The 26954-nt window shown below is 61.0% G+C and carries 22 protein-coding genes; 11 read left to right on the forward strand and 11 right to left on the reverse strand.

The features are described from left to right. Positions 1–3: 3 nt before the first annotated feature. The 4 genes from AC1DQK_RS11140 to AC1DQK_RS11155 all read left to right on the forward strand — a co-directional run bounded on the left by AC1DQK_RS11140 (position 4) and on the right by AC1DQK_RS11155 (position 4860). Positions 4–1215, forward strand: coding sequence for an NAD(P)/FAD-dependent oxidoreductase (locus AC1DQK_RS11140; RefSeq protein WP_477870405.1), 1212 nt, complete (start codon positions 4–6; stop codon positions 1213–1215). 62 nt (positions 1216–1277) lie between these two features. Beyond that, on the forward strand, positions 1278–1820 hold the full coding sequence (locus AC1DQK_RS11145; RefSeq protein WP_477870407.1) for a hypothetical protein: 543 nt from the start codon (positions 1278–1280) through the stop codon (positions 1818–1820). A 311-nt stretch (positions 1821–2131) separates the two neighbouring features. Further along, the gene (locus tag AC1DQK_RS11150) at positions 2132–2998 is read left to right on the forward strand and encodes a hypothetical protein (protein WP_477870409.1); all 867 of its coding nucleotides are present in this window, start codon (positions 2132–2134) and stop codon (positions 2996–2998) included. An 83-nt stretch (positions 2999–3081) separates the two neighbouring features. Next, complete coding sequence (locus AC1DQK_RS11155) at positions 3082–4860, forward strand: flavin-containing monooxygenase (RefSeq protein WP_477870411.1); 1779 nt, start codon at positions 3082–3084, stop codon at positions 4858–4860. 386 nt (positions 4861–5246) lie between these two features. Here AC1DQK_RS11155 and AC1DQK_RS11160 read toward each other — a convergent pair whose 3' ends face one another. From AC1DQK_RS11160 to npdG, 7 genes are all read right to left on the reverse strand, one after another. Continuing rightward, positions 5247–6359, reverse strand: a complete 1113-nt coding sequence (locus tag AC1DQK_RS11160; RefSeq protein WP_477870413.1) for a Gfo/Idh/MocA family protein — start codon at positions 6357–6359, stop codon at positions 5247–5249. A gap of 66 nt (positions 6360–6425) precedes the next feature. Next, positions 6426–7391 (reverse strand): acyl-CoA dehydrogenase family protein, encoded by a 966-nt coding sequence (locus AC1DQK_RS11165; RefSeq protein WP_477870415.1) that lies wholly within the window; start codon positions 7389–7391, stop codon positions 6426–6428. After that, positions 7388–8515: an acyl-CoA dehydrogenase family protein gene (locus AC1DQK_RS11170; RefSeq protein WP_477870417.1), complete on the reverse strand. Its 1128-nt coding sequence runs from the start codon at positions 8513–8515 to the stop codon at positions 7388–7390. The genes AC1DQK_RS11165 and AC1DQK_RS11170 overlap by 4 nt, the downstream gene beginning before the upstream one ends. 20 nt (positions 8516–8535) lie before the next feature. Next, positions 8536–9462, reverse strand: a complete 927-nt coding sequence (locus tag AC1DQK_RS11175; RefSeq protein WP_477870419.1) for an acyl-CoA dehydrogenase family protein — start codon at positions 9460–9462, stop codon at positions 8536–8538. Continuing rightward, entirely contained in the window at positions 9452–10603 is a 1152-nt protein-coding gene (locus tag AC1DQK_RS11180; protein ID WP_477870421.1) for an acyl-CoA dehydrogenase family protein, read from the reverse strand. The genes AC1DQK_RS11175 and AC1DQK_RS11180 overlap by 11 nt, the downstream gene beginning before the upstream one ends. A 131-nt stretch (positions 10604–10734) precedes the next feature. Continuing rightward, complete coding sequence (locus AC1DQK_RS11185) at positions 10735–11736, reverse strand: LLM class flavin-dependent oxidoreductase (RefSeq protein ID WP_477870423.1); 1002 nt, start codon at positions 11734–11736, stop codon at positions 10735–10737. 32 nt (positions 11737–11768) lie between these two features. Beyond that, complete coding sequence (gene npdG / locus AC1DQK_RS11190; RefSeq protein WP_477870425.1) at positions 11769–12437, reverse strand: NADPH-dependent F420 reductase; 669 nt, start codon at positions 12435–12437, stop codon at positions 11769–11771. Between the two features lie 454 nt (positions 12438–12891). On the opposite strand from npdG, the gene AC1DQK_RS11195 reads away from it, so the two are divergent. After that, the gene (locus tag AC1DQK_RS11195) at positions 12892–14112 is read left to right on the forward strand and encodes a cytochrome P450 (RefSeq protein ID WP_477870427.1); all 1221 of its coding nucleotides are present in this window, start codon (positions 12892–12894) and stop codon (positions 14110–14112) included. Between the two features lie 232 nt (positions 14113–14344). On the opposite strand, the gene AC1DQK_RS11200 is transcribed toward AC1DQK_RS11195, so the two are convergent. Further along, positions 14345–15544, reverse strand: coding sequence for a helix-turn-helix transcriptional regulator (locus tag AC1DQK_RS11200; protein WP_477870429.1), 1200 nt, complete (start codon positions 15542–15544; stop codon positions 14345–14347). Here AC1DQK_RS11200 and AC1DQK_RS11205 point away from each other — a divergent pair. Continuing rightward, positions 15538–16581 (forward strand): SDR family NAD(P)-dependent oxidoreductase, encoded by a 1044-nt coding sequence (locus AC1DQK_RS11205; protein ID WP_477870431.1) that lies wholly within the window; start codon positions 15538–15540, stop codon positions 16579–16581. The two genes, AC1DQK_RS11200 and AC1DQK_RS11205, sit on opposite strands and share 7 nt — an antisense overlap. Positions 16582–17101: 520 nt before the next feature. Continuing rightward, on the forward strand, positions 17102–18304 hold the full coding sequence (locus tag AC1DQK_RS11210) for a cytochrome P450 (protein ID WP_477870433.1): 1203 nt from the start codon (positions 17102–17104) through the stop codon (positions 18302–18304). A 124-nt stretch (positions 18305–18428) separates the two neighbouring features. On the opposite strand, the gene AC1DQK_RS11215 is transcribed toward AC1DQK_RS11210, so the two are convergent. Together AC1DQK_RS11215 and AC1DQK_RS11220 are read right to left on the reverse strand one after the other, a co-directional pair. After that, positions 18429–19355 (reverse strand): alpha/beta hydrolase, encoded by a 927-nt coding sequence (locus tag AC1DQK_RS11215; RefSeq protein ID WP_477870435.1) that lies wholly within the window; start codon positions 19353–19355, stop codon positions 18429–18431. Between the two features lie 120 nt (positions 19356–19475). Next, positions 19476–20624 carry a helix-turn-helix transcriptional regulator gene (locus AC1DQK_RS11220; protein ID WP_477870437.1) on the reverse strand — a complete coding sequence of 383 codons (1149 nt, stop codon included), beginning with the start codon at positions 20622–20624 and terminating at the stop codon, positions 19476–19478. A 76-nt stretch (positions 20625–20700) separates the two neighbouring features. On the opposite strand from AC1DQK_RS11220, the gene AC1DQK_RS11225 reads away from it, so the two are divergent. The 3 genes from AC1DQK_RS11225 to AC1DQK_RS11235 all read left to right on the forward strand — a co-directional run bounded on the left by AC1DQK_RS11225 (position 20701) and on the right by AC1DQK_RS11235 (position 24345). After that, a complete protein-coding gene (locus tag AC1DQK_RS11225) occupies positions 20701–21909 on the forward strand; it encodes a DUF1214 domain-containing protein (RefSeq protein WP_477870439.1) in 1209 nt (402 codons plus the stop codon). Positions 21910–22202: 293 nt separating this feature from the next. Further along, a complete protein-coding gene (locus tag AC1DQK_RS11230; RefSeq protein ID WP_477870852.1) occupies positions 22203–23096 on the forward strand; it encodes a sulfotransferase family protein in 894 nt (297 codons plus the stop codon). Between the two features lie 100 nt (positions 23097–23196). Further along, on the forward strand, positions 23197–24345 hold the full coding sequence (locus AC1DQK_RS11235; RefSeq protein ID WP_477870441.1) for an epoxide hydrolase family protein: 1149 nt from the start codon (positions 23197–23199) through the stop codon (positions 24343–24345). Between the two features lie 17 nt (positions 24346–24362). Here the strand turns inward: AC1DQK_RS11235 and AC1DQK_RS11240 are convergent, their stop codons facing one another. Continuing rightward, positions 24363–25289, reverse strand: coding sequence for a nuclear transport factor 2 family protein (locus AC1DQK_RS11240; RefSeq protein WP_477870443.1), 927 nt, complete (start codon positions 25287–25289; stop codon positions 24363–24365). Positions 25290–25476: 187 nt separating this feature from the next. Here AC1DQK_RS11240 and AC1DQK_RS11245 point away from each other — a divergent pair, with 187 nt between their 5' ends. Beyond that, positions 25477–26934: an NAD-dependent succinate-semialdehyde dehydrogenase gene (locus AC1DQK_RS11245; protein ID WP_477870854.1), complete on the forward strand. Its 1458-nt coding sequence runs from the start codon at positions 25477–25479 to the stop codon at positions 26932–26934. The last annotated feature ends 20 nt before the right edge of the window (positions 26935–26954 follow it).

Genomic DNA, 26954 nt, shown 5'->3' on the forward strand with positions numbered 1-26954 from the left:
TCCATGGAGGGGCTGGCGATTGTTGGTGGCTCCTACGCGGCGTTGAACATAGCGGCATCAGCCCGACAGCATGGCTACAGCGAAAGCATAACTATCCTGACCGATGAGAACGAGCTGCCCTATCACCGGCCGCCGTTGTCAAAGGGCTTTCTGCTTGGTGCCACCGACCGCGAGACCCTGCCTTTGCGCGGCGAGGCCTTCTACCGCGACAACGCCATCGAGGTCGTGTTCGGCGCTCGCGCTGGGACAATCGACCGGGCCGCGCTCCGGGTCGAGACAACAAAGGGCAGTTTTGGCTTTTCGAAGCTGGCCATTGCGACCGGTACGCGCGCGCGGCTGGTGCCCATCCCTGGCGTGGAACTCGATGGCGTGGTCACGTTGCGCTCACTCGCCGACGCTGACGCGATCAGGGCCAGGCTCCCGTCGGTGAGGTCGGTCGTCATCGTCGGTGGCGGTTTTATCGGGCTGGAAATGGCGGCCTCGATGGCGAAGTACGGCTTTGACGTGACGGTTCTCGAAGGCCTGGACCGGGTTCTGGCAAGAGTGACGGGTCCTACCATGTCGCAATTCATCCAACGCGAATTCCTCGAGCACGGCGTAAAGCTGGTCTGTGGCACCACGGTCGATGCGTTCGAGGGCGCTAATGGCACGGTGCAAGGCGTATGCACTCGGAATGGCGATCGTCATACCGCCGACCTGGTCGTGCTGGCGATCGGCGCTCAACCCAATATCGAACTCGCCGAGCCGCTTGGCCTTGCTGACCCACAAGGGGTCATTGTGGACCTTTGCGGGCGCACTTCCAATCCGGCTGTCTTTGCAGCGGGCGATTGCGCCTATGGCATGAATGCCTTCGCCGGGAGCGCATTGAGGCTGGAATCGGTGCAGAACGCCACGGATCAAGGCAAGGCGGCGGGAGCGGCTATCGCGGGCATCGAAGTTCCGAACGGCGCGGTGCCCTGGTTCTGGTCCGATCAGTTCGACCTCAAGCTGCAGATGGTCGGCTTGTGCGAGGGGGCGGACCGGCAAGTCGTTCGGGGATCGGTGGACTCGCGTAAATTTTCGGTCTTCTACATGAAGAACGATCACATCGTAGCAATCGATTCCGTCAACTGTGCGGGCGACAACATACTGGGCCGCAAGTTATTGGGTAAGCCGCACAGCGTGACTGCGGAACAGGTCGCGGATCCGGGATTCAACCTCAGGAGCCTTGTCTGAGCATCGACTGCCTCGATGCTCGGAACGGCGCCTAGAGGAGTGAAGCAACAAGAAAGAGATCGATGTCGACTGTAACCCAGCTTTGCTATACTACTCGCGATATCGAGGCGACCGCCCTTGGTCTTGCACAGGTCGACCGGATCGGACCGTTCTATTTCGCAGAGTTTCCACAGTCGAACCTGGTCTTCAACGGACAGGCGGTCAGCTATGATCCGATCAAGGTTGCCTTTGGCTACCGCGGATCGCTGCAGTACGAGCTGATCGAGGCGCCGGCAGGAGTCGAGTCCTGCTATTCGCTGGTTCTGAATGGACGACGCGAGGCATTGCACCATAGCTACATCAGCACGGACGAGGATTTCGACGATATCGTAGCCCGTCACGCGAGCGCGGGTGAGGCTATGATCTATCACGGTATCGCGGGCGAGGACATTCGCTTCGGATTCGTCGATGCGAGGCAGCGACTCGGCCATTTCATCGAATTGCTCGAAACCCGCAAAATGGTTGGTTCGGCAGGGATCATGCTGGAAATGTACCCGAAGATGGAAGCGGCGGCGCGATCCTGGCAGGGCGAACGTCCTCTGCGCCGGCTTGAAGAGCTTTTCTGATAGGTTCGCAGTTTCAGCGCGCAATATCGACGCGTACCACTCTGTCCTCGTTCGGCTGGAAGGGGCTGCCACGGGCTCCCCTGGAATGCCGAACTGGCCGGTGACGATTACGGATCGCGGACAATGTCCTGTCTCGCAGGCACAGGGACAGGATTGCCCGGCCTAGCATGCGCAAGTGTCGTGACGGGGGGTAGTGGATCGTCTGACTGGACGAGGCCACGCAGGACCGATCGCCCTATTCAGCTTCGAGGTGAAATGACTTGGCGTGGGCAACCACGAGTGATCCGGATAAAAACAGGATGATGGCTGAAATGGAAGATGCAAACGTCAAGGCCGATATGAAGTCCAAGCCTGCGGCCGAACCGCTGCCGAGCATCTTCATCGTCATGACCGAAGCCGTCGAAGGCCAGGAAGACGAGTTCAACGACTGGTACACCAACATCCATTGCCACGATACCATGCGCTTCCAGGGCAGCGTAGCGACGCAGCGATGGAAGCTCTCGCCATGGCAGCTGCGCTACAACCAGCGCCATTTTGGGCCGGAGCAGCGCTGGCTGTGCATATATGAAATGATGGACACCCAAGCCAATATCGACGCTCATGTCCAAGACTGTTTCACCGACCGGCTCCCGATCACGTCCACGCAGCGAATCGATAAGGCGGAGGACTTTTATTACGTCCCGGCCGCAGGCAGCAAAAATGCGGTCGATGCCTATAATTCTCGCGACGGCGACGTGTTGCTGATCCGTATGAACGTGGTGCCCGGTAAGGAAGCGGAGTTCGTCCGCTGGTTCCGCGAGAAATATATGCCGCGCCTGCTGAAGCTGATCGGGTTCGTCGATGGCGAATTGTTCAAGGCAGCAGACATCCAGCTTATCGATGCCGTGCCGCGCTACCAGTATTCGGCGGTATTCCATGTCGCCGATCCGATGGTGGCGGTGGAAAGCCTGGACAGCCATCTGGCCCAGAACGGCAATATCATCGATTGTCCGATGGTGGCGCCGGGCAGCCTGGGCATAGCCTGCTATTCCGCCATCACGAACCGCTTCACGGCCGATCAGGCCAACAACTTACCGCCGGTGCAGCGGGCGCTCGAGGACGCTTTCCGCGTCGGCATGGGTGATCGCGTGCATCGCGGGGAATCGCCTGATGGCCTGAAGATCAAGCGTGACACTTGATACCCCGCCGCTGCCGACCGGCGTCGGTGGCGGGGCCCCTTTAGAGTAATGGATCGCGCGTAAGTCGAATTTCGGAGCAAGTGATGAAGCAGAAGTTTAGAGGTCAAGAGTTCGACGCGGAAGCGCTTCGCGCAAAGTACAATGCCGAGCGCGACAAGCGCCTGCGCGCCGACGGCAATAACCAGTATGTGCACCTGCACGAATCGACGTCGCACTGGCTGGACGATCCTTATACTCCGCGTGTCGAGCGCGAGCCTGTCACCAAGGATGTCGAGGTGCTCATCATGGGGGGGGGCTTCGCTGCCCTCCTTGCAGCCGGACGTCTTCGTGAAGCGGGGATCGATGACCTGCTGATGATCGAGAAGGCCGGCGATTTCGGCGGAACCTGGTACTGGAATCGTTATCCCGGCGCGGCATGCGACGTGGAGAGCTACATCTATCTCCCATTGCTCGAAGCGACCGGCTACATGCCGACGGAGAAGTATGCGCGCGGGCCGGAGATCTACGAGTATTCGAAGATGATCGGCCGGCGGTTCGGTCTCTATGATCGCACCTTGTTCCAGACGCGTATCCATGCGTTCCGCTGGGATCCGTCGATTTCACGCTGGCGGATAGAGACCGACCGTGGCGATACGATCACTTCGCGCTTCGTGGTAATCTGCCCGGGACACTACCAGAACCCGAAGCTGCCTGGCATACCTGGCGTGGAGACGTTCAAGGGGCATGCGTTCCACACCAGCCGCTGGGACTATGAGTATACCGGCGGCGACAGCCATGGTGCACCGCTCGAGAAGCTCAGGGATAAGTCGGTTGCGATCATCGGGACGGGCGCTACGGCCATCCAGTGCGTGCCGCATCTGGGGGCGTCCGCCAAGAATCTTTATGTTTTCCAGCGTACTCCTTCTGCAGTCGACGTTCGCAACGACCATCCTACCGACCCGGAATGGTTCCGCTCGCTGAAGCCGGGTTGGCAGCGCGAGCGCATGGACAACTTCAATCTCGTGACCACCGGTCTTCCCGCGGACAGGGACCTGGTCAATGACGCCTGGACGCGCGTTACGTTCGAAACGATGTGCCAGAGGACCGATGTCGGGTCGCCGGAATGGTTCGAGATGTCGCAGCTGAACGACTTTGCGATCATGGAAATGGTACGCAAACGGGTTGACGAGATCGTCAAGGACAAGGCGACGGCCGAGAAGCTGAAGCCATGGTATAATCGTCTCTGCAAGCGCCCCTGCTTCCACGACGATTACCTGCCGACGTTCAACCGCCCCAATGTCAAACTCGTCGACACGGCGGGTCAGGGTGTCGAGCGCATCACCGAGAACGGCCTGGTTGTCGACGGGGTGGAATATCCGGTGGACTGCATCGTCTACGCGACAGGCTTTGACGTAACGCCCTACGCCGGCTTCTCGATGCCGGTGTTCGGCCGCGAAGGATTGAACCTGAACGACAAGTGGAAGGAAGGTGCCACCACGCTGCACGGCTTCCACGTCAACCAGTTCCCCAACATGTTCATCGTCAGCACGACGCAGAGCGCTTGGGGTTCCAACTTCCCGCACATGATGGATGAGCAGGCCAACCACATCGCCTACATCGTGAAGGAAGCTCGCGACAGAGGGGCTGGGATCGTCGAGGTTACACCCGAGACCGAGGCAGCATGGGTGGCGCATCATCAGGAGCTTTCCATCAACCTGACCCGGGTTTGGTCGGAATGCACTCCAAGCTATTTCAACAACGAAGGGCAGGTATCGCCCGTTCTCAAGCGTAATGGTGGTTACGGCGGCGGTGTGGACGCATTGATTCAGACGCTGCACGCCTGGCGCGCCGACGGCGGTATGAAGGGACTGGAACTGAGCTAGGCTCTGGGCGCTAGACCCGATCTCGTTCAGATTGAACCGGATCGGGTCTGCTTTCCTTTTACTGCCGTGACTTCCAGGTCGTCAGATGATTCCACCTGACTTGAAAACCTCCTGGCCGCTCTCCCTCAATTGCAAGCGCAGCGGCCGCTCCCGCCGATGCGGGCGGCAGGGGCCAGAACGGCTTACAATTCCGCAATCGAGTCTCTCGGCATCAATGCGAGATTTCCGGCCGGGGCAAAGGATCGGCAGGCTGGATCATGGCAAAGCGGTCCTTGCGGATCGCAATGCGCGTGAATGCCGCCTCAGGTCGATAATAACCAAGGCGGCATCGCGCAGAGGATGTGATTGGGTCGCGGGCCTGGTCGGAACCGTGACAGGTGGCACCTTCAGTCCAGGTCGATCCAGCGGCCTTCCTTGCGGGACCTTTCTACGGCATCGATGACCTTCACGTGCGCAAGGCCGTCCTCGAATGTGGCGATTGCCGGGTTGCGGTAGTCGCGATCGCGAATCCAGGAAGAGAAGGCCGAGGTCAGCCCGACCATTTCCGCAAAGCCATAGTCGCTGCTGTGTGTCTGGACATATAGGGAATCTTCGAGTGCTGGCAGGCGTTCTTCGGGCGCCGCGACGGCAGGGCCTCCGCCGCGAAGTTCTTCGAGAAGGTCCTGCGGCACGTCGACGCCGCCGCTGCCATTGGCGTCGCTCTTTAAGACAATCGCGGTAAAGCCGAGCGAGATACCACCCGTCGAACCCGTAATCCGCGTGGTGGAGAAGGGCTCCCAGGCGCGGCAGGTGCCGGCCATCGCGCCCTGTGCGCCATTCTTCATGACGAATGCGAACGCATAGCTGTCGTCCGAGGACATGCCGCGATCGGCGCCGGGATGTACCACACCCGAGACGGCGCCGAATTCACCAACCATATAGCGCAACAGGTCGATGCCGTGCGAATTCCAGTTGCGCAGCCAGCCGCCGCCGCCTTCGCGCGTCTTCCACCAGCCCGGCACATCGAGCTCCTCGGGCGCGCAGAGCGTGTGGTCGAACTGGGCGACGACATGGATCGGGTCGCCGATTGCTCCGCTTCTGACCAGCCTGCGGGCAAGCGCGTTCTGGCTGAACCAGCGGAATTCGTGGCTGATCATGTTGGCGATACCGGCACTGTTGGCGGCATCGCGCATCTCGCGTGCCTCACCAACGTCCAGCGTCATCGCCTTTTCGCAGATGATGTGCTTGCCAGCTGCAATCGCCTTCATGGCGAACGGGAAGTGAGTTTGCGGCGGCGTGGCAATCACTATGGCATCCACGTCGCTATCAACAACTGCGTCGAACGACGTAAGGGCTTTGGAGATGCCAAAATGTGCGGCGCGGGTCGCCGTCTTCTCTGCGTCCTGCCCGACCAGCATGGTCACATCGAAGCCTGATGCACGCAAGGCGCGGATATGCAGCGTGCATCCGATGTTGGTGCCGATGACTGCAACAGTTGGCTTGCCCATCAGTTTCTCCATTCTCGTTCCTTCGACCATTCGCGGGTCGAAGTGCTATTTTCGCGGCAGGTGAGGGTTGTGCGCTATCTACGCACGCATCATCAGGCTCTGCCGTGCCCGGTCCAGACCACCGACAGCCGCATCGAGTATGCGAGCGGTTTTCAGGAAGAGATGTGCGTCGCACTCGTCGCTGAAGCCCATGCCGCCATGGACTTGGATGTTGAGTCCGGCATTCTCGCGCGCGGCGCGCAGCGAGAGGTTGAGGGCAGCGGCAGGCAGATGTGTGGAACCTGGCACCTTTTCGACCAGCGACAGAGCGGCGAAATTGACGAGTTCGCGTGCGGCATGGGCCGAAATAGCCATGTTCGCACAGTGGTGCTTGACCGCCTGGAATGCGCCGATCGGCTGCCCGAACTGCTCGCGCACCTTGGCGTATTCGACTGCGCGATCACAGCATTCGCTGGCGATCCCGGCAAGCAGCCCGGCGATGAGCAACTGCGCCTTCGCGGCCAATGTCTCATCCACGACCGAATGGGCGGGCTCGGCGTCGTCCGCCACCTCGACCCTGCACGCCCAGTGCGCCTCGTCGTGCGGGTGCACGGTGCCCATCCCGAACAGTTCGATGCCGTCGGCATTGATCACTACGAGCAGGTCACAACCATCGGCGTCGAACGCGATGATATCCTCTCCGCCTTTCGATCGACAGGCGAGAGCAGCGCGCCTGGTCCCCGCAACGAGTTCCCCCGCCAACTCTGGGCGGCCGACCCGGAGCAAGGCATCCGCCGCGAGCACCGTGGCGGGGTAGGAGGTCGAAAGTAGATGCCGTCCGAAGGTCTGCGCGGCCAGCACTTCCTCCAGCAAGCTGAGGCCGACGCCTCCGGTCTCTTCCGGAAGGCCGATGGCGAGCCATCCAAGCTCGGCGACGTGCGACCACCGCACAGTTTCGCCGCCCGGATCGTCGCGAAGACGCGCGACGGGAAATAGCGATTCAACGGGACGGGTGAAGGAATCCACCAGTTCGCGGGTCTCGGAAATATCGCGGAAGATCGTCATGCTTTCCCTCGCGGCAATCCGAGCACGCGTTCACCGATGATATTGCGCTGGATTTCTGCCGTGCCGCCCGCAATGGTTTCGGAATATGCGTCGAGATATTCGTAGGCCCAGCCATGGTCGCCGGCCAGTTCGGCAGCACCGATGCCATAGAGATCGATCGCCAGATCCGAAGCACGTTTGGAAAGTTCGGCGAAATAGAGCCTGATCAACGAGCCTTCGGCCCCGGGCGTGCCGTTCTCGCTGGACAGAGCAAACGCATAGGACATCGCCTTGAGCGCTGCTGCATCTGCACGCAGGTCGGCAAGGCGGGGCGCGATGAACGGATCGGTGCAGTCGGCGGCCAGCTTCTCGATCTTTTCGACAAGGCCGATCTGGAGCGCCAGCGATGCCGTCCCGCGCTCGAAGCTGAGCGTTGCCATAGCGGTTCGCCAACCTTCGCCGATCCCACCGACGACTGATTCGCCGATTGGCACGCGGACCTGATCGTAGAAGACTTCGCAAAACTTCGAGGGACCAGCCATTGTCTTGATCGGGCGGACCGTTATCCCAGGCAGATCCATTGGGCAGATCAGCCAGGTCAGGCCTTTGTGGCGGACCGATCCGGGATCCGTGCGGATCAGCAGTTCCTGATAGTCGCCGATGTCGGCGTAGCTGCTCCAGATCTTCTGCCCCTCGATGACGATTTCATCGCCCTCTATCCTCCCCCGCGTGCGAAGGCTCGCAAGATCGGAGCCCGAACCGGGTTCGGAGAAGCCCTGGCACCAGATCACTTCGCCCGACAGGATCTTGGGGAGATGAAATGCCTTCTGCTCTTCGGTTCCGCAGGCAATGATCGTGGGCCCTGCATGGTTCACGCCCACGAAAGACGCGTTGTGCGTGCTCGGCGCACCGCTGCGTGCATATTCCTCGAACCACACGATCTGCTGCGCGACTGAAAGACTGCGCCCGCCATACGCACTCGGCCAGGTAAGGCCGGCCCAGCCACCCTCGTACATGCGGCGTTGCCAATCGAGCACGAACAGGCGTGATTCAGGACCGTCAAGCGGGGCGGAATGCGCGGGAATATTCGCTTCCAGCCAGGATCGCGCTTCGGCACGAAAACCTGCGAGCTCGTCGCTGGGCATGGGCACTGTCATCTCAACCTTCAGGCCGCGTCTTGCCAGGTCGCAAGGGCGGCCGCGCGCGCCTGCACCGAAGCGCCACCGAGCTCACCGAGCATCGCCTTCAATCGATAGGTCCAGAAATGTAGTGGAAATTCAAGGGTCAGACCCATCGCGCCGCAGAACTGGTGAAGGTCATAGACCATCGTCGGGATCGCATCCTGCACATAGCTTGCGGCAAGCGCGCAGTCGGCCTCGCTATCCGACCACGCCGCGCGCAGCGCGAGCCAGCGGGCTGATTGCTGCCTTCCCGCTGCCATGGCCAGTCGATGCTGGATCGCCTGAAACGAACCCAGCGGGCGATTGAACTGATAGCGGTTGGTCACATGTTCGATGACGGTGTCGATCGCCGATTGCATCAGGCCCGAGCCTTCGACGGCGAGCGCCAGCCGCCAGCGGCGTCGAACGGCCGCAGCAAGATCGGCACCCATCTTGCGCACGGTCAGCCCGTCAAGCGAGGCGAGCTTGCCATAGGGATATGCAAATAAACTCTCGATGGGCTCCACGCGCGAAGGGTCGACGTCGATCAGCAACAGTTCGTCACCCTGATCAACCAGCAGCGTGCGGGCTACCGTCAGGAACCGCGCCGGCGCGAGCGGGTTTCCGGACGCCATCGCGAAAGGACGGGTGACCTCATCCGCCGGGAAAAGCTGGGCGACAAGAGCGGAAAAAGCAACCTCCGCACTCACTGGCAGGCGGGCAAGCCGTTCCACGACGAGCGCGGCATCGAGCAGCGTGAACTCCTCCTCGCGCGCGATGTCCAGAAAGCCCGAGGCTTGCAGTTCCGTGTCGAGTTTGGTCGAGAATGCCAGCACGACGCCGTCCTTCGGCGGCTCGATCTGCTGGTTCGAGATCAGTTGCTCCAGCCCATCGAGGATGGCGGTCTGGTTCTCGTTCGGTTCAAAATCCACGGGTAGTCTCACTCGGAAGGCCAAGGTAGCGGCGGGCGGCAAGGTTCAACTGGATTTCCGCAGCACCAGCCCCGATGCCGGAATAGAGTGCGCGCTGGTGATGCGCCTGTTGCAGGGGATCGCCGCCCAACATGCCGGATGGCATGAATTCGAGCACGAAGTCCGCAACCGCATGGTCGGCCTCTACGAGGATATAACGGGCGAGGCTGCCGTACGGGCTCGGTGGCTGCTCTTTCGCCCGCTCGTCCACGACGCGGTAGACCATCATGCGCGCGGCCTCCACCTTTGCCAGCACGCGGCCCGCACGGTCCTGAACAACTGGATCGTCGAAGCGACCGTCCGTCTTGAGTTCGGCGATGACGCTGTCAAGCACCCTCCGCGCAAAAGCGTAGCGCGCGATGCCGATGCGCTCGTTCTGCAGGGCGTAGCTGATGATTTCCCAAGCCTGACCTTCGGCCCCGAGGCGGTTTTCCTCGGGCACGAAGACGTCGGTCAAGAAAAATTCGTGGATATCGCCTTCGCCGATGAGGGCAGGGATCTGCTTCACCTGAATGCCGGAAGATTTCATGTCGACCAGCAGGATCATGATCCCATCCTTGCCCGTCCCGCTCCGCGCCAGCAGGAAGCACTGGTCGGCATGGGTCGCGAACGATGTCCATACCTTGGCGCCATTGACAACATAGCCGCCATCGACCTTTTCGGCCTTGGTCCTGAGCGAAGCGAGGTCTGAGCCCGCCGAAGGCTCGGAAAAGCCCTGGCACCAGATCACGTTGCCTTCGGTAATCGGCGGCAGGTAGCGAATCTGCTGCTCCGGCGTGGCGTAGCGCATCAGGACCGGGCCGATCCAGTTGACGTTCATGTATTGCGGGCCACGAGGCTCGCCGACCTGCCAGGATTCTTCGCCAAGGATGAAGTGGTTCCAGGGCTGGGTGGCGGAGCCGCCGTACTCGACCGGCCAATGTGGGATGAGCAGGTTCTGGGCCGCGAGAATTTTACAGAATTCGAACGAGAACTTGGTGACAGGCGTCGATCCGGGGCCATGGATGGCCCTTTCCTCCCAGTCATCCGGCAGATTCTCGGCAAGCACGTCCTTGACACGCTGTCTATATGCCGTCTGGTTTTCGCTCCAGCCGAATTCCATCGAAATGTGCTCCAAACCCTAACCGCAAGACGTGAGCAATGCTTCTGGAAAGAGACGCACTCAACCACATCGTCCTATGGGACTATGCACCCTTTTGAGGGTTTAAATATCTGGTTTTAAACAGATTTTACTTAAGAGAAGGCCGGAAGAACCTTATCTGCAAAGAGCTGCGCATGCTGGGCAAGCTTGCTCAGCGGGTATCCCGCCGGCACCATCATCGCATGGCTTTCAATCGGCGCGATCGCCACTTTGGCCTTGAGGTGAGCAATCGATTCCTCCGGGGTCATTACCCAGTTTCTCGCAGCCGGAAGCAGTTCCTCGCGCGTGACTCGCTTGAAGGCGGATGTTGCGGAATCCTCCATCCATTCCGCATAGCTGTTGGTCTGGTAGACGATGTGGTCGATCACGTCCTCCACAGTCTGCTCAGGCTCTTCGGAAACGAGGTGCCACATGTCGTTGCTGCCGATCGAACAGATGCGCGCGCGCTTCGCCGGATCCCCCAACCCCGCCACGGCGGCGGCATATTCGGCAAAGGCCTCGACGGGCCCCAGGAAGCCGTCCGCATATTTCGCGACGCGGCGGTAGGCCGGCGCACTGTTCCCGCCAACCCATAGCGGCATGTCGGGGTTGACCGGAAGCGGATTGATGCGAGCGTTCTTCAATTCGAAAAACTCGCCGTTAAAATCGAACGTCTCCCCCCGCCAAAGCCTGCGGATGATCTGTAGTGTCTCGTCGGTGCGCCGCGCGCGCTTCTTGAAATCGTTGCCATAGCGCTCGGCCTCCCCGGGGACATAGCCGATCGCCAGCGCGAGATCGAAGCGCCCCCCCGAAATGATATCGATGACGGCAGCATCTTCGGCCAGGCGAACCGGGTGGTAGAAGGGCGCGAGTGCAATGCACGTGCCGATTCGCATCGTCTTTGTACGCGCCGCGACCGCCGAGGCCATGACAAGGGGCGAGGGCAGGTAGCCGTCTAGCGACCCATGGTGCTCTGCAAACCAGACGCCCTGAAAGCCGATCGTTTCGGTCCACGCGACGAAATCGAGATGCTCGGCATAATGCTGGTGCCAGGGCTTCTGCCAGTTGGCAGGGTTGCGCATGTCGAAGGCAAATCCGAAGCGTGGCTTGCTCATTTCAGGAATTCTCCTCAGGGATGATGCCGTGCTCAGGCAGAGATGCCGGTGATCCGGATGCCGGAACCATCGAGCTTGTAGCGGCGGTTGAGCGTGATGAGGATGCTTGTCAGCGCTTCGCTTGCCGCTGAATTGGCCAGCGGGCCGGCATCCCAGGCGCCAAGGCCGATGGCCCGCGCAAGATCGACCACTTCATCGGCGGCATCGCGATCGTCGGAGCAGACGAGGACATCACATTCGACGTCGTGATCGAGATGCGCCAGGTGATGCGCCGAGATGTTCTGGAAGGCCGAGACCACCCGCACGCCCGGGCCCAGCAAGGTCTGGAGCGCCGCTACCGCACTGCCGCCTTCGGGCAACTGCACCCGGCCCACTTTGGGTGGCATCAGCGGTACGGTGACATCGACCAGTATCTTACCTTCCAGTGCCTCGGCAACCGCCTGCGCCGTCGCCTGCTGCCCGGCATAAGGCACGCTCAGCACCACGATGTCCGCAGCCTCGGCCGCGTCCAGCATGCTTGCGCCGGACGCACTGCCACTGGTTTTCTCCCGGATCGCCGCAGCTGCCTGCTCGGCCTTCGCAATGTCGCGGCTGCCGATGATAACGGGGAAGCCGGCCTTGGCCCAGCGCAGCGCAAGCCCGCCGCCCTCATTGCCGGTGCCGCCGAGAACGGCGATGGTCTTGCGTGCTTCACTCGGCATTGGCTTTCACTTTCTCTCTGCTTTTCGTGACGGGCGTCTGCACGATCGCGCAAGCACCTTGGGCGACCTCGTCCGGATGATGCCGAACGTGTGATCGCAAACTCGCACGGCTGCGTCCATCAAGGCCTCGTGGATCGCCTATTGCGAGGATCTCTTCCCGGTTCATTCCAGCGTGCGATCATGCTTGAGAAAACGAGATGCCCGATTGCTCGAGGCCGGCATCATCTCCGGAATACCCCAGCCAAGGCACTTCAGGCATTGGCTGCAAGCAATCGCGCTATCCACACCCGTTTGGACTATTCGCAAAACGCGCAATGCCCATTAGCTTTGCGGTCAGGCGCAATGGATAGTCCTACGTGATGGATAGCCCACATGTCGCAAGAGCTGAGCTGACAAGTCCACGCGGCATCGCGATCCACGCCCCAAGTGCAAATCGGGATGGGAGCTGAAAGACATGGCCACGAGTATCGCCACGGCACAAAGACCAGACAATGTTCCCGCGGAACTGGTCTATGACTATGACCTGTATGAAGCACCGCGTGAAATAGCGACGGCCTATCAGGTCGATCTCGCACGGAAGATACATGCCGAGGCACCGGAAATCTTCTGGAGCCCCCGCCTCGGTGGCTTCTGGGTCTTCACCAGGGCCGAGGATATCGATCTGGGCCAGCGCAACGGCGACCTGTTCTCGATGCGCGATGTCATCCTGCCCGCAGGAGCAAGCCCGCAACACAACATCCCGCTAGAAGCCGATGGACCGGAACACATCGCCTATCGCGGGATCCTGCAGCCCGTGTTCATGCCCGACCGAATCCTGAAGCTGGAGCAGGAGGTGCGCGCACTTGCGATCGAACTGATCGAATCGTTCAAGGATCGCGGGCACTGCGAGTTCGTCGGCGAGTTTTCGGCGGTTCTGCCGATCGTGATCTTTCTCAAGCTCGCTGCCCTTCCCCTGACGGACAAGCAGGACCTGATGGCCTGGGCCGATGCCGCGGTGCATCCGCTAAAGCAAGAAGATCGCGTCTGGGGATATGGCCAGATGTCGGGCTATATCGACCGACTGATGATGGAGCGGGAACATAGTGATGGTGACGACGTCATCTCGATCATCATGCGTGCGCAGGTTTTCGGCCGGGACATGACGCGCGAAGAGCGCCACAGCATGATCCTCAATGTGCTGCTCGGCGGCCTCGACACGGTGATGGCGACGATGGGCGTGATAGCGCGCTTCCTGGCGGTCAGCCCCGAGCATCGCCGGCAATTGCGGGAGGACAGCAAGCTGATTCCAAAGGCGATCGACGAGCTCATGCGATATCATGGGGCCACGGCCACGGCTCGCGTGATCACGCAGGACACCGTCTACAAGGGTATCCACTTCAAGAAGGATGACCGCGTCCTTATGCAGTCGATGTTCCATGGCCAGGACGATCGCCGCTTCCCCAATGCCGACAGCGTCGATTTCCACCGTCAGGATGTGCGCCATGCCGCCTTCGGGCAGGGGAAGCACCGCTGCATCGGCGCCATGCTTGCCCGGCTGGAAATCCGCATCTTCATCGAGGAATGGTTGCAGCGCATCCCCGATTTCGGCATTGCCGACGGCGAGCTTCCGGTGATTGAGCGGGGCATGGTCAATTCCATCCGCAAGCTGCCACTGAGCTGGCCGGTTCCTGGCTGATGAGTGCCTCCGGCGTTGGCGGAGCAGTGTTTAGGGCACGCCGCCGACATGTCGGGTCAGGAGGCCAGACTCGATCCCCTTCAGATTGAGCGGATCAAGTCCAGTTTGCCTTCTTTGCCGTCATTTCGGCGTCGTCAGGTGATTCCGTTGACTTTAAATCACTCTAGTTCGCCAGCCCGAAAGGCGCCCGCTCAGGCCCTGCATCGTCCGATCATGTGTGCAGACCGCCTGATCATTGCAGCTTGTTGCGCATGTCCCTTCCAAGGGGGACCAGGCTGCTGGTGATAAGCGAAACCAGTTGCGATTGACGGCTCACGTCGGCCTTCAGGAACATGGAGCGCAGGTGCGCGCGGGCCGTGTTGTGCAGTATCTTGAGCTCGGCCTCGATATCCTTGAGGCACATGCCCTTCGCCAGTCCGACCGCGAGTTGCGCCTCGGTGTGGGTGAAGCTGAACAGTTGCTGCAGCATTTTGATGTCGTCGCGGCAAACCGATTCGTTGATGCGGGCAAAGACAAGCACCGAATATTCGGGATCGCCGGTCAGGAACGACGGATGTGTTCGCCGCCGCACGATCACGTTGAGGCGCCCGCCCTCATCTCCGCGGCGCAACCGCAGCGCTTTACTTTCGAACGGCGCGTTCGGCTGCACAGCCTCTCTCAAAACCTTCTGGAAAGCGGGATCGTCGCTCTCGTCAATTGCATGAAGGCCCATGGCCCAGAAGCGCAGGCCGATCTTCTGCTCGATAGCGAACTCAGCCGTTCGGTTGAGCAGGTAGGTGTGCCGTGATGCGGTCACGAGGACGGCTGCAATGCCGAGGCTGTCCAGCGCATCGGTCTGGAATTCGCCGACGATGCGTGCATGGGTCAATTCGCGCCGAATGCGCATTGCCGTGCGGAAGTGGACCCCGATGTCGCGAAGGAGCTGGCTTTCCATCCGGCTGAACGGCTCATCGCCCCGGCCTCTGCCGCAATTGAGCGTGACCTGCGCGCCATCCTGCGTGTCGACGCAGGTAACCATCATGTGGGCAACGTCATAGTCGTTCAGCAGGGTGTCTATCGACTGTGAGCTCGGCATCTCACGCCAGTCCAATATCCCCACCTCACCGATCTTGAGATCGAACGGCAGCAGATCGCGCGAATGGTGATGCTCCCAGTCATGTAATGCCTGGGGCGAGGCCAGCGGTCCGGCCGCATAGAGTTGCTGTGGTGAGCTGCTGTCGCGCAAGGCAATGCGCAGGCAGGCGACGTTTGCGTTGAGCAGTTGCCTCAGCTTTTCAAGAGCCCTGACCCAAGGCGACGCCTCAGACGCTTCGCGATAGATGGACGAGATGAGATCGTCATAGGCGACCGCCGTTTCCAGTTCGACGAAGCTGCATTCGTCTTCGCCGGCGTTCGGCACACCAGGCGAAGAATGGACTTCGGCGTGTGGCATCGATCCTGCTCCATTGCATGTACCAGCGACTGGCAGCGCAAGCTCCGGCTGCACGCCGTTGTCTGCGAGTATCTGCGAGCCCGCTCTCTGGACGGAGAGTACTGGTCGGCTCTTCGGTCGGTAACGTCCTTCCAGACTATTGTGTAGTAGCTGCTGAAGTTTATGCAGGAAGCCATTCGAGCCTTGGGAGAGCAGGAATGGCGCAGTCCGGTTGGCTGGCGGGAGATGTGGCCCTGATCACGGGTGGTGGCTCCGGTTTGGGCCGGGCTCTGGTGGAGCGGTTCATAGCTGAAGGTGCAAGGATCGTCGTCCTCGAATACTCGCAGGAGAAATCAGACGCGCTCGTTAAGGATTTTGGTGAAAGCATCGCCGTTGTAACCGGCGACGTCCGCTCGCTGGCCGATAACAAGAAGGCGGTCGCGCTCGCCCTCGAGCGTTTCGGAAAGCTCGACATCCTGGTCGGCAATGCGGGCATCATGGATATGCCGGCAATGATGATCGACCTTCCCGAAGATCGGCTGGATGCCGCATTCGATGAAGTGATGGGCGTGAACGTCAAGGGCTACATTCTTGCCGCTTATGCGGCGGCGCCAGAATTGCTCAAGACCCGCGGCTGCATGGTCTTCACCGCATCATCGGCGAGCCATATCCCCGGCGGCGGCGGAATCTTCTATACCACGTCAAAGCATGCGGTCACGGGGGTCGTGCGCGAACTCGCCTACCAGCTTGCCCCGGCGGTTCGCGTCAACGCGATCTGCCCCGGACCGATGAGGACCGATCTGCGCGGGAGTGCAGCGCTTGGTATGCAGGATTTCGTCTTCTCACCGGAGGATGCCGCCGTGAAGGCGGGGCTCGCCAAGGTCTTCCCGCTGCCGTGTGACGATCCGGCCGACTATGCGGGCCTGTTCGTCGCGCTGGCATCAAGGAACAATGCTGCCACGACCACCGGGGAAGTCATCAACGCTGCCGATGGCATCCGGATTCGCGGTCATATGGCTGTGACCGGCGAAAGCGCGCGGTCTTGGGCCAAGGATTGATCCGACGCGATTCGGCGGGGCAGGGCGCTGGCTTCAAAGCGTCCTGCCGCCGTCCGCGACGATGACCTCGCCGGTGATATAGCTGGCGAGGCCCGAGGCCAGGAAAAGCACGACGAGAGATCGACGACGACGGCATGACCCCCGCCTGCGGCAAATCCTTTCGCCACCGCGCGCCCAATTCCCGCTGCCCCACCTGTGATGACGCCGATCTTGTCCTGGAAATTCACGAATCTTCTCCCGACGATGGTGACGCCTCGCGACCAACAATCGCAGGTAGCCGTTGCTAATCCTTCTGGGCGAATTTCCGGACGCGCACCCGCCCAGACAAGGAATCCGCAGATTTCAAAAGCGCGGGCAGGAAGGAATCGCGAGATGCCTGGAGCAGGACGGGTCGCCGGAACGGTTGCGATAACGGTGCCGATGGCGAGTATCGACGCCATCTCGTCCGCTCGGACGACCACTGCGCTCGGGTGAATTGCTATGAAGGAAGGAAGCTGATGCGTGTCTGGAGATTTTGAGAGTGTTTGAGCTGACGAACAGGATAGCTGCGGACCGCCTGGACGAGCTGGTACGCGATTTCGACCATCACAGCGCGGAGTATCGCTCGAACTCGATCGATATCCTGATGCGGATGCAGGAGACGCGTCCATTTTCGCACAGCCCGAAGCATGGTGGGTTTTACATTGCGACAAAGGCGAGCGACTGCCTGACGATCGCGAAGGATGCGATCGGGTTCTCGAACGATCCGACCGACGTGATCCCGGATCTCGAGCCGACGAAGATGATCCCGATTAACGTCGATCCGCCCGAGCTGTACGATTACCGTGCGATTCTTAACCCGCTGTTTGCACCCACCCGGATCAAGGCGCACGCCGCCTACGTGCGCGAGGTGGCGGAAGGCCTGATGGACAAGATCGTGGCGCGCGGCGGCGGGGACCTGAAGTGGGACTATGCGCTGCCGCTGACCGGGATTATGACGCTCAAGCTTGCAGGCCTGCCGCCCGAGGACTGGGAGCACTACGCCCCGCCGCTGCATAAGCTGATCTACAGTGGCCTTCCGATCGAGGAGCGGCTGAAGGACATGGGCGTTATGATCGCGCGGATGCAGGCGGAAATCCGCCGGCTGAAGGACGATCCGGTGCCCGGCTCGGTGATCGAATATCTGCACAATGTCGACATGGCGGGGCGCAAGCTGCGGCTCGACGAGATCGACGGGGTGATCCTGATCATGCTGGGCGGGGGCCTTGACACGACGCAGGCGTTGTTCGGGATGAGCGCAGTGTACCTGGCCGAGAACCCGCATCGGCGCCAGGAGTTGATCGACAACCCAGACCTCATGGACAATGCGATCGAGGAGTTCCTGCGGGTGTTTCCGCCGACGCAAGGCAACTCGCGGCGAGCCACGCGCGAGGCAGTGGTGGCCGGGCACACGATCAAGCCCGAGGAATGGGTGTTCATGTCCTATGCAGCGGCGAACCGCGATCCGGACGAGTATGAGAACCCCCACGAGATCGATTTCCGGCGCGAGAATATCCGGCACCTTTCGTTCGGGGTCGGCCCGCATCGCTGCCTCGGCTCGCACCTTGCGCGGCTCGAGGCCAAGACGATGTTCCAGGTTCTCCTGGAGAAGGCGCCAAACTACAAGCTGGTCGAAGGCGGCGTCGAACTGGGCGCTGACATCGGCACCATTGCGGGCTTCGCCAGGATCGAAATCACCGTCTGAACAGACCATCCGGGCAAAGTGGGGCTTCCTGCACCCTCTCCCCGGAACTTCCTCGATGACTTGGAAAATTAAAAGGCCCGGGATCAAACCCGGGCCTTCTTTTTAGCGCAGGGGCGAATCGCGTTCAGCCGACCGTGGCAAGCTCCCGCAGGGCGTTGGCGATGCTGGTCAGGGCCGCGTTGGAGGCGGGAGAGATCTGGTACGATGTGACGAACCCGTGGGGTAGGTCGTCGAAATGGATCACTCTGCATGGTACTTCTGCAAGCTTGAGCCGCTCAGCATAGCCTTTACCCTCATCACGAAGGGGGTCGAACTCGGCGGTTACCACGATGGCTGGGGGCAGGCCGGCCAGCGTCTCGCACAGAAGTGGCGATGCGAGATCGGATAGCGCAGCGCTGCCCGAGACATAATGGTTCCAGAACCACTCCATGTCGGAAGCGGTCAGAAGGCCACCCGACTTGCGTTCCGTGTACGATGGTAGTGAGCGACGTGCATCGGTGACGGGATAGAGCAGCAGTTGCCCGTCAATCGCAGGTCCGGCCCGGTTCCGCGTGAGAATGCATAGGGCAGCGGCAAGATTTCCACCGGCACTGTCGCCAGATACGATCAGCGGGATGCCACCAAGGCCGAGCGCCTCGCGATTGTCCTCAAGCCAGCGCAGGGCCGCGAAACAGTCTTCTAGCCCGCCGGGAAACGGCGTTTCCGGTGCTAGACGATAGTTGATGGAAAGAACGGCACAGCCGCTTCGTTCGACGAGCCCCGTCATGGCAATGTCATGGGTTTCGATATCGCCCAGAACCCAGCCGCCGCCATGTATAAAGAGAACCACTGCAACGGGTTTGCCTTCAGGTCGGTAAAGGCGCGCGGCAAGGTCCCCTTCGACGCCGGGATATTGCAGCTCGCGGATCTCGCCGATCTGCTCGCGCTCGCCGACGAGAAACGCCGACCACATGGCCCGCGCCGCTTCTGGTTCCAGCGTTGGTATTGCGGGTGCTTCGGCGATAGCGGCGCACATGACTTCATATTCAGGCGCCAGGGTCGGGATTCTCATGATGAGGGCCTTTTTATTGTCAGTCCAGCTAAACGGATTTTCTCGTTCCGTGCCGAGGTCGGAGGCTACGTCTGTCCGGACTATTGGCAACGACGATACCCGGCACAGACCCGTGCCGGCTCAGACGATCGAAAGTACGCTGGTAAGAATGGTCCTGACCAGGTCGGCTTGACCGCGAATGCCCATCTTGCCGTAGATGCGTCTGGTGTAGCTTCTCGCCGACTCGATTGTGATCGCCATTGCATCAGCTGCTTCGGCGATGGAGGCACCTTGGCTGATCAACAAGGCCATCCGCGCTTCGCTGGGCAGTAGTCCGAAAAGTTGCGCCAGCTGTTCGTGCCTCCCGGTCAGCGAACCGATGTCGCCTTGGAGATAGGCAATGATCACCGCTGTTCGGTCGACGCTGAGGTTCGAAGGAACGAAGGGCGCCAGGACGAAGTAGAGCCATGGTTCGTCCGGCAGAGCAATGGCTTGCGGACGTCTCATCTCGCCCGCGGTCAGCGAAGCGATCGCCGTTTTGAGCACGGCGTTGGTAACGGGTCGGCTTGCCACGAGCTTGCCGCGCTGTGATATTCTTAGGCTCGCGGAAAGGCCGAGCAGCGCGTTCGCCTGATCGGACCGCCCGACGACAGTTCCGGTGACGTCCAGTGTCAGCCAGCCGATGTTGAGGCGCCCCATCACGCCATCGGCAACGCGCGCGCGCGCGCGCTCGTTTTCCAGAGCGAGATAGTTGCCGAGCGCGTGTTTCAGATGAAAGGCACAACGGCCGAGCAGCACTTCGTGGCCACTGTCGAAGGGGGCGTCGTTGCGCGCGATGAACAGCCAGCCCGTCACTCCGCCGGATGCGGCAATGCGAACGACCTTGAGGTAGCGGATGTTGCGCGCTTCGAGGATCCTCTGGCGATACAGAGCGTGTTCGTTGTTCTGCTCGTCCAGCAGGTGCGAAATATCGTAGACCCTGCCGTCGACGAGTTCCTTGTTCATGATCGGATCAAGCCGGTAGAAGCCTTCGGCGTAGTCGCGCCGCACTTCATCAGACGCGGGCATGCCCGAATAGATTTCCATAACTCCGCCGGGCACTTGATCCGCCGGGCGGAAGATCATCCCGGCATAGTTGGCATGGACCGCCTGCCGGAGCCGTTCGAGGAATCGCTTCCAGGGATCGGCTTCGAAGGAGCCTTCGTGGAGCGTGGCGATGAGTTCGTCTTCACTGTCGGCGATCATGGCGGTGCCAACGTCCCATATGGGGGCATTGCCGTCCACCCCCATCAGCTAGGTTCCCATGCCAAAGAGCCACCCGGCGGCAGCGCCGCAGCGGGGAGAACGCGGATCGAGGAGATCGAGGTTGACCGGAAAGCCGATAGGGCAGCCTGACGAATACGCCGGGATATGGGAGGATCACGCGCGCGCGCTGGTCGAGGTGAAGGAGCAGTGGTTCGCGTCTGGCTGGGCGGATACGCTGGAGGAACGCCATCGCGCGATGTACCACGTCATGTCGATAGCCCATACCGGCTTCAACGTATTTGTGGCGCCACGGCAGGACTATCCTTTCTTCAGCAAAACCCATGCCTTCCATCATCCCGTGACCTTCACCTGGGGGCTGTGCTGTCCCGATTTCCATTATCAGTTCACCTTCCTCGATGGTGCGCACAGCTATCGTATCCGCGGGAAGCGCGGAACCATGCGCTGGAGCGAGATCCATCTGCAGAACGGATTTTGGGGAGATCCGGCCTACCGGCAGATCGGCATCGTAGATTTCGATACACTCGAGATGGACGCCGACGGTAACTTCGAGCTGATTGTCTCGCCGCATGAACATGCCGGCAACTCTTTTCGAACCGAACCGTCGGAGAACCATATGCTGCTGGTAGTCCGGGACGCGATCTACGACTGGAATCGCGACGAGCCCGCGACAGTGCAGGTCGAGATGCTCGACGCGGGTGAGGTGCCCCTTAAACGGATCGAAGACCGCGATCTTCCTCGCCGCTTGCGGAACCTCACGAACTTCATCCGGTCGTCGGCCCGCGAATGGATCTGCCGCAACGGCGATGTCGTGGCGGACGTCGGCCTCAACGCGTTCTGGACCGGCAAGGAGCAGGCCCGGGGCGGCATTCAGCATGCTGTCTACCATTTCATGGTCTTCGACATCGCCGAAGACGAAGCTCTGGTGATCGAAGCGGACGTGCCTCACGAGGGCAGGTTCTGGGCAGTCCAACTCGCAAACCTCTATTACGACACGGTCGATTACCTGAACAACCAATCTTCGTTAAATGGTAACCAGACGGCCATCGACGCGGATGGCAAGGCTCGCTTCGTGCTCAGCTTGACCGACCCTGGTGTAGCCAACTGGCTCGATCCGGTAGGGAACCGCCGTGGCGTGGCGGCTTGGCGCTGGGTCCATTGCGACAATGTGACGACGCCGCGGGTCCGCAAGGTCAAGCTGGCAGACCTCGGCCAGCACCTTCCCGCCGAGACCGCGACGGTCGATCCCGACCAACGGCGGGCGACGATCGCCGCACGCGGCGCCGGAATTCGTCGCCTCTACGGGCTTTGACATTATCTGATTTGCAAGGACGAGTCATGACCTTCCCGACATCACAGGACCTTATCCGCGCGGCGGAGCTGGAGACCAATCTTTCGGACTGGACGCTGGACCATACCGGCACGCCCTTCGAAGGCCTCCAGATCCTTGTCGACGATCTTCACATGCACGCTGGCATGCATGTCACGGGCGAGCATCGTTTCTACCGCGCACTGATGGAGGTCCTTACATCACGCCTCAAATATGTCGCGGACAGGAAACGCAATCCGGGCTGGCGTGACGAAGTTGTATCAGAACCGATCTTCATTCTTGGCCTGCCGCGCTCGGGCACGACCTTCCTCCACAATCTCATGGGCGCCGATCCCGAGCGCAGGGCGCCCAGACTTCATGAGTTGTGGGGTCCCTCTCCGCGAATTGAGGGAGACATGGCCCGACAACTGCGCGTGGAGTATTGCCGCGACCGACTCTCCTCCCTCGGCATGCTCGACGAGGACTGGCTTGGCGTCCATCCCATGGGACCGGATCGAGCAGAGGAATGCATATTCTTCTGGGATCTCCTGCTCAGTTCCGTCACCTTCATGGCGTGGGCTGAAATTCCAAATTACCAGCAGTTCGTTTTCAGTCGTGACTTCCGCGGAATATACCGGGAGTATCGCGACTACCTGAAGTACATGCAGTTCAGGACCCGCAATCGTGGCTGGGTGCTCAAGACTCCCATCCACGTCCGATTTCTCGACGAGATCCTGGATACTTTCCCGGACGCTCGGTTCGTCCACTGCCACCGCGACACCGCGAAGATTTATCCGTCGATTGCCAACATGACGACCGTCCTGCACAGCAAGTTCGTCAACGTCCCTCCGCACGAGAACGCGGTGGCGGGGGACTATGACGGTACCTGGCAGAGCGCTCTGGAATTTCGCCAGCGGCCCGGAATGGCGGAGCGGTTCGTCGACATCCAGTTCCTCGATTTCCGCGACGATCCCATCGGCACTGTACGCCGGATTTTCGAGGCACTTGGGGAAAATTTCTCCAGGGAACGCGAGACGGCGCTTGAAGCGTGGTTGAAGCATGATGTCTCGGAACGCGCTGGGCAGAAGCACCATCAGTATTCGCTAGCCGACATCGGCGTTACGGAAGCCGATATCGACCGGAAGACAGGGGACTACCTCGCGGCATTCAATGTCCGGCTGGAGCGCTGAACCGATGCCTAGGCCAAGGTCTGTCCATTTGGACGAACCGTGGAAGCGAGAAGGCCGCTAGAAAACGGGCAGACCTGATTTCGCAAGAGGATTGTCCCGCATGCTGCAATTGCCCGGTGTTGCCTTCAAGCTTGAACATGATCAGTCGATGGTCGACGATGTCCTTGCGAGGGTGCGGGCAGCACGCTTTCCGTCAGTGCAGGCTGGTGAGGACTGGCAGACCGGCACGCCGCTGTCCTACATGCGTCGGCTGCGTGACCACTGGCTGGACTCGTTCGACTGGAGTGTCTGGGTAGACCGGATCAATGCCTTCGAGCATCGCATGGTCGACGTTCGTGGCGAGCGCATCCATGTCGTTGTCGAACAGGGCTCGGGCAGGAATTCGCTGCCGCTGATCATGACTCATGGCTGGCCCGGAAGCTTCATCGAGTTCCTCGACCTGATTGACCGCCTCGCCCATCCGGAACGCCACGGCGGCCGGGAAGAGGATGCCTTCACAGTCATCGTGCCGAGCCTGCCGGGCTATGGCTTTTCCCCGCCTCCGTCCAAACCGCTGGCTCCCATGCAGATCTCGCAGCTCTGGTCGGCGCTGATGGTCGAGGGCTTCGGCGTCGAGCGCTACGTTGCCTATGGCAGCGACTGGGGTAGTCTCGTCACGGCGGGAATGGCGTTCGATTGTCCGGAGCGGCTTGCTGGCATCATGATCACCACGCCTGGCGCGGCGCCCGATATTTCTGCCGGACCTGCGCTGACGGAGGAGGAGGAGCAGTTCATCGGGCGCCTGCAGGCCGCAATGCAGGGAGAGACGGCATACCAAGCCATTCAGGGCACCAAGCCCCAGACGCTGGCCTATGCGCAGACGGATTCCCCGATCGGTCTTGCCGCATGGATCATCGAGAAGTTTCAAGGATGGACCGTGCCGGGGCTGAAGCAGGATCCGCCGTTTTCGATGGACGTGCTGCTCGCCAACGTGATGCTCTACTGGATCGGGGAGCCGTTGGCACCGACATGGCTGTATATGTTCCTCGACTCCAGCATGCAGCCTCGCAGCGGAAAGGCAAAGGTGCCGGCAGCCTTCATGATGCCGCCTGAAGACCTGTTCCCCCCCGCGCCACGCAGTTGGGTGGAGCGATCCTTCGACGTTGCGGACTACACGATTGGCGGGGTCGGTCATTTCCCGGGGCTGGACAGCCCGGACAAGCTCGTGACGGAGCTCCGGCGGATCCTGCTGCCGTTGGCAAAGCGCTAGATCAGGCTTGGCGCTCGTCAGAACAGGTCGACGATCGCCCCGGAGATCGCGCCGGACTGCGGCAGGCAGAGCCAGGAGACGGTGCGGGCCAAGGTCTGCGGGGCGATGTGATCGGGTGCGATTACCCAATGATGCAGGATCGTGGCCGGTAGCCGCACCATGCCAGCTTCCGGAGGGGATGCGACGACGCTGATCATCCTTCCCGAAGAACCATGCTCGGCCAGCACCTCGGCCTGGCCCTTGCGGCATGACAACGAGGCTTCGGCATCATGCGGCAGATAGACGTTGACGCAGGCATCAAGCCTGCCGCCGATTTCTGCCGCTTTGATAGCGGCGCTTCCCGTTTGGCCACTGTCGGTCTGGTCGAGCGGAAGCGCGAGCGCTCTGCCCCCGGCCTCGACGACAGACCTCGCGATCGCGTCTGCATCGCCAGCCTTGGCCGCCGCCACGACCGTTGCCCCCGAATCCGAAAGCGCGCCGGCGATATCCCGCGCCACGATGCCCGCGCCAACAACAAGGATGACTTGTCCGGCAAGAGGATGCTGCAGGCCTGATCGCGGTGCCCGGCTGGAAATGCCGTGGATGTTTGTCGTCCCCCAGAAGGCGCGCATTTCCTTGATCCGGCCATACTCATCGAAACGGAACGTGTCCGTCACCTCGATAATCATCGGATCACTCGCCAGCCCCATGTAGCAGTAGAACGAAAAGGCAGCGGCGTTCTCGGGAAAGCGGAAATCTCCCGTCAGTTGCAGGAATGAGGGCTCGTGCCGGAACCGCTCGTAGAAGGCACGGATCTCATCCTTGCTGCGCATGATCGCTGTTCCGACCGGATCTTCGAGTGTCGCATCGTCGGCATAGAGCGCCATGACGCGATCGAAGTCCCTGGCATTGAAGGCCTTGATATATCCGGTGATGAGATTGCGGATATCGTCGCTGCTGATCATGGCCTGCCCTTTTTCGTCCTGGCTCGAGGTACGTTGTCACGGGGATGTTCTATTACCTGTTCCAGTCGCATCGTCTTGATGGACGTCACGCGGCCGAGCGCTGGCGTCCGGAGCTCTATCCAATTGGACGAGGCGAGGTGGTTTGCCGCTGTTAAGCTCGATGTCGAAGCAATTGCCAGGACCGTCGATGACTCTGATTTCTCTCGCGCGCCCCGAACTCTTGGTAGCGCGGTGCCTTGTTGGTGGTGAGTGGGTCAGCGGGGATCGGACCTTTTCCGTGCGCAATCCGGCCAACGGCCGTGTCCTTGCCGAAGTGCCTTCGCTCGGACGCGATGCCGTGGACATTGCCGCAACCCGCGCCGCCGAGGCCATGCCGGCCTGGGCGAAGCTGACGGCCAAGCAGAGAGCGGCAATCCTGCGCCGCTGGTTCGATCTGATGATTGCGAACGCCGACGATCTCGCGGCGATCATGACAGCCGAGCAGGGCAAGCCGCTTGCCGAGGCGCGTGGTGAAATCCTCTACGCAGCCAGTTTCATCGAATGGTTCGCCGAGGAGGGTAAGCGAGCCTACGGAGATGTGATTCCCGCGCACGACCCCTCAATGCGGCTAATTGTGGTCAAGCAGCCGATCGGCGTTACGGCGGCGATCACACCGTGGAACTTCCCGGCTGCGATGATCACCCGTAAGGCCGGGCCCGCGCTGGCGGCAGGCTGCGCGATGATCGTCAAACCCGCCAGTGCGACACCGCTGACCGCGTTTGCGTTGTGCCGTCTGGCAGAAGAGGCCGGGGTTCCTCCCGGTATCCTGTCCTGCATCACCGGCAATGCCTCGGAAATTACCGACGCATTCTGCCGGCACGAGTATATCCGCAAGATCAGCTTCACTGGTTCGACCCAGATCGGTCGTCAACTCATGGAGCAGGCGGCGAAGCACATCACCAAGCTGAGTCTCGAACTGGGTGGCAATGCGCCTTTCATCGTGTTCGACGACGCGGATCTCGACGCGGCCGTGGCAGGCGCGATGCTATCCAAGTTCCGCAATGCGGGGCAGACCTGTGTGTGCGCCAACCGGATCTACGTGCAGGCTGGTATCCATGACGCCTTCGTGGCGAAGCTCGCAGACGCGGTGCGTTCACTGAAGGTCGGTGATGGGACAGCGCCCGACACGCAGATCGGGCCACTGATCAACCACGCAGCGCTCGGCAAGATCGAGGAGCATATCGCAGATGCCCTTGCCAAAGGAGCAACGCTCGTTGCCGGCGGATCGCGCTCGGAGCGGGGCGGCACGTTCTTCCAGCCAACGCTGGTCACGGGCGCGACACGGGACATGCTGGTGGCCGAGGAAGAGACCTTCGCACCTCTTGCGCCGGTGTTCCGTTTCAAAACCGAGGAAGAGGTGATCGCGCTGGCCAATGACACGCGGTTCGGCCTCGCCTCCTATTTCTTCGCGCGTGACATCGGCAAGGTCTGGCGCGTCGCCGAGGCGCTCGAATACGGCATTGTCGGTGTCAATACCGGCCTGATTTCCACCGAAGTCGCGCCGTTTGGTGGTGTCAAGGAAAGCGGTCTCGGGCGTGAAGGATCCAAATATGGGATCGAGGATTACCTGGAAATCAAATATATCTGCATGGGTGGCATTAACTGAACACCATATGCCGCGATAGA

The organism is Rhizorhabdus sp. P4_G5 (genome assembly GCF_056401065.1).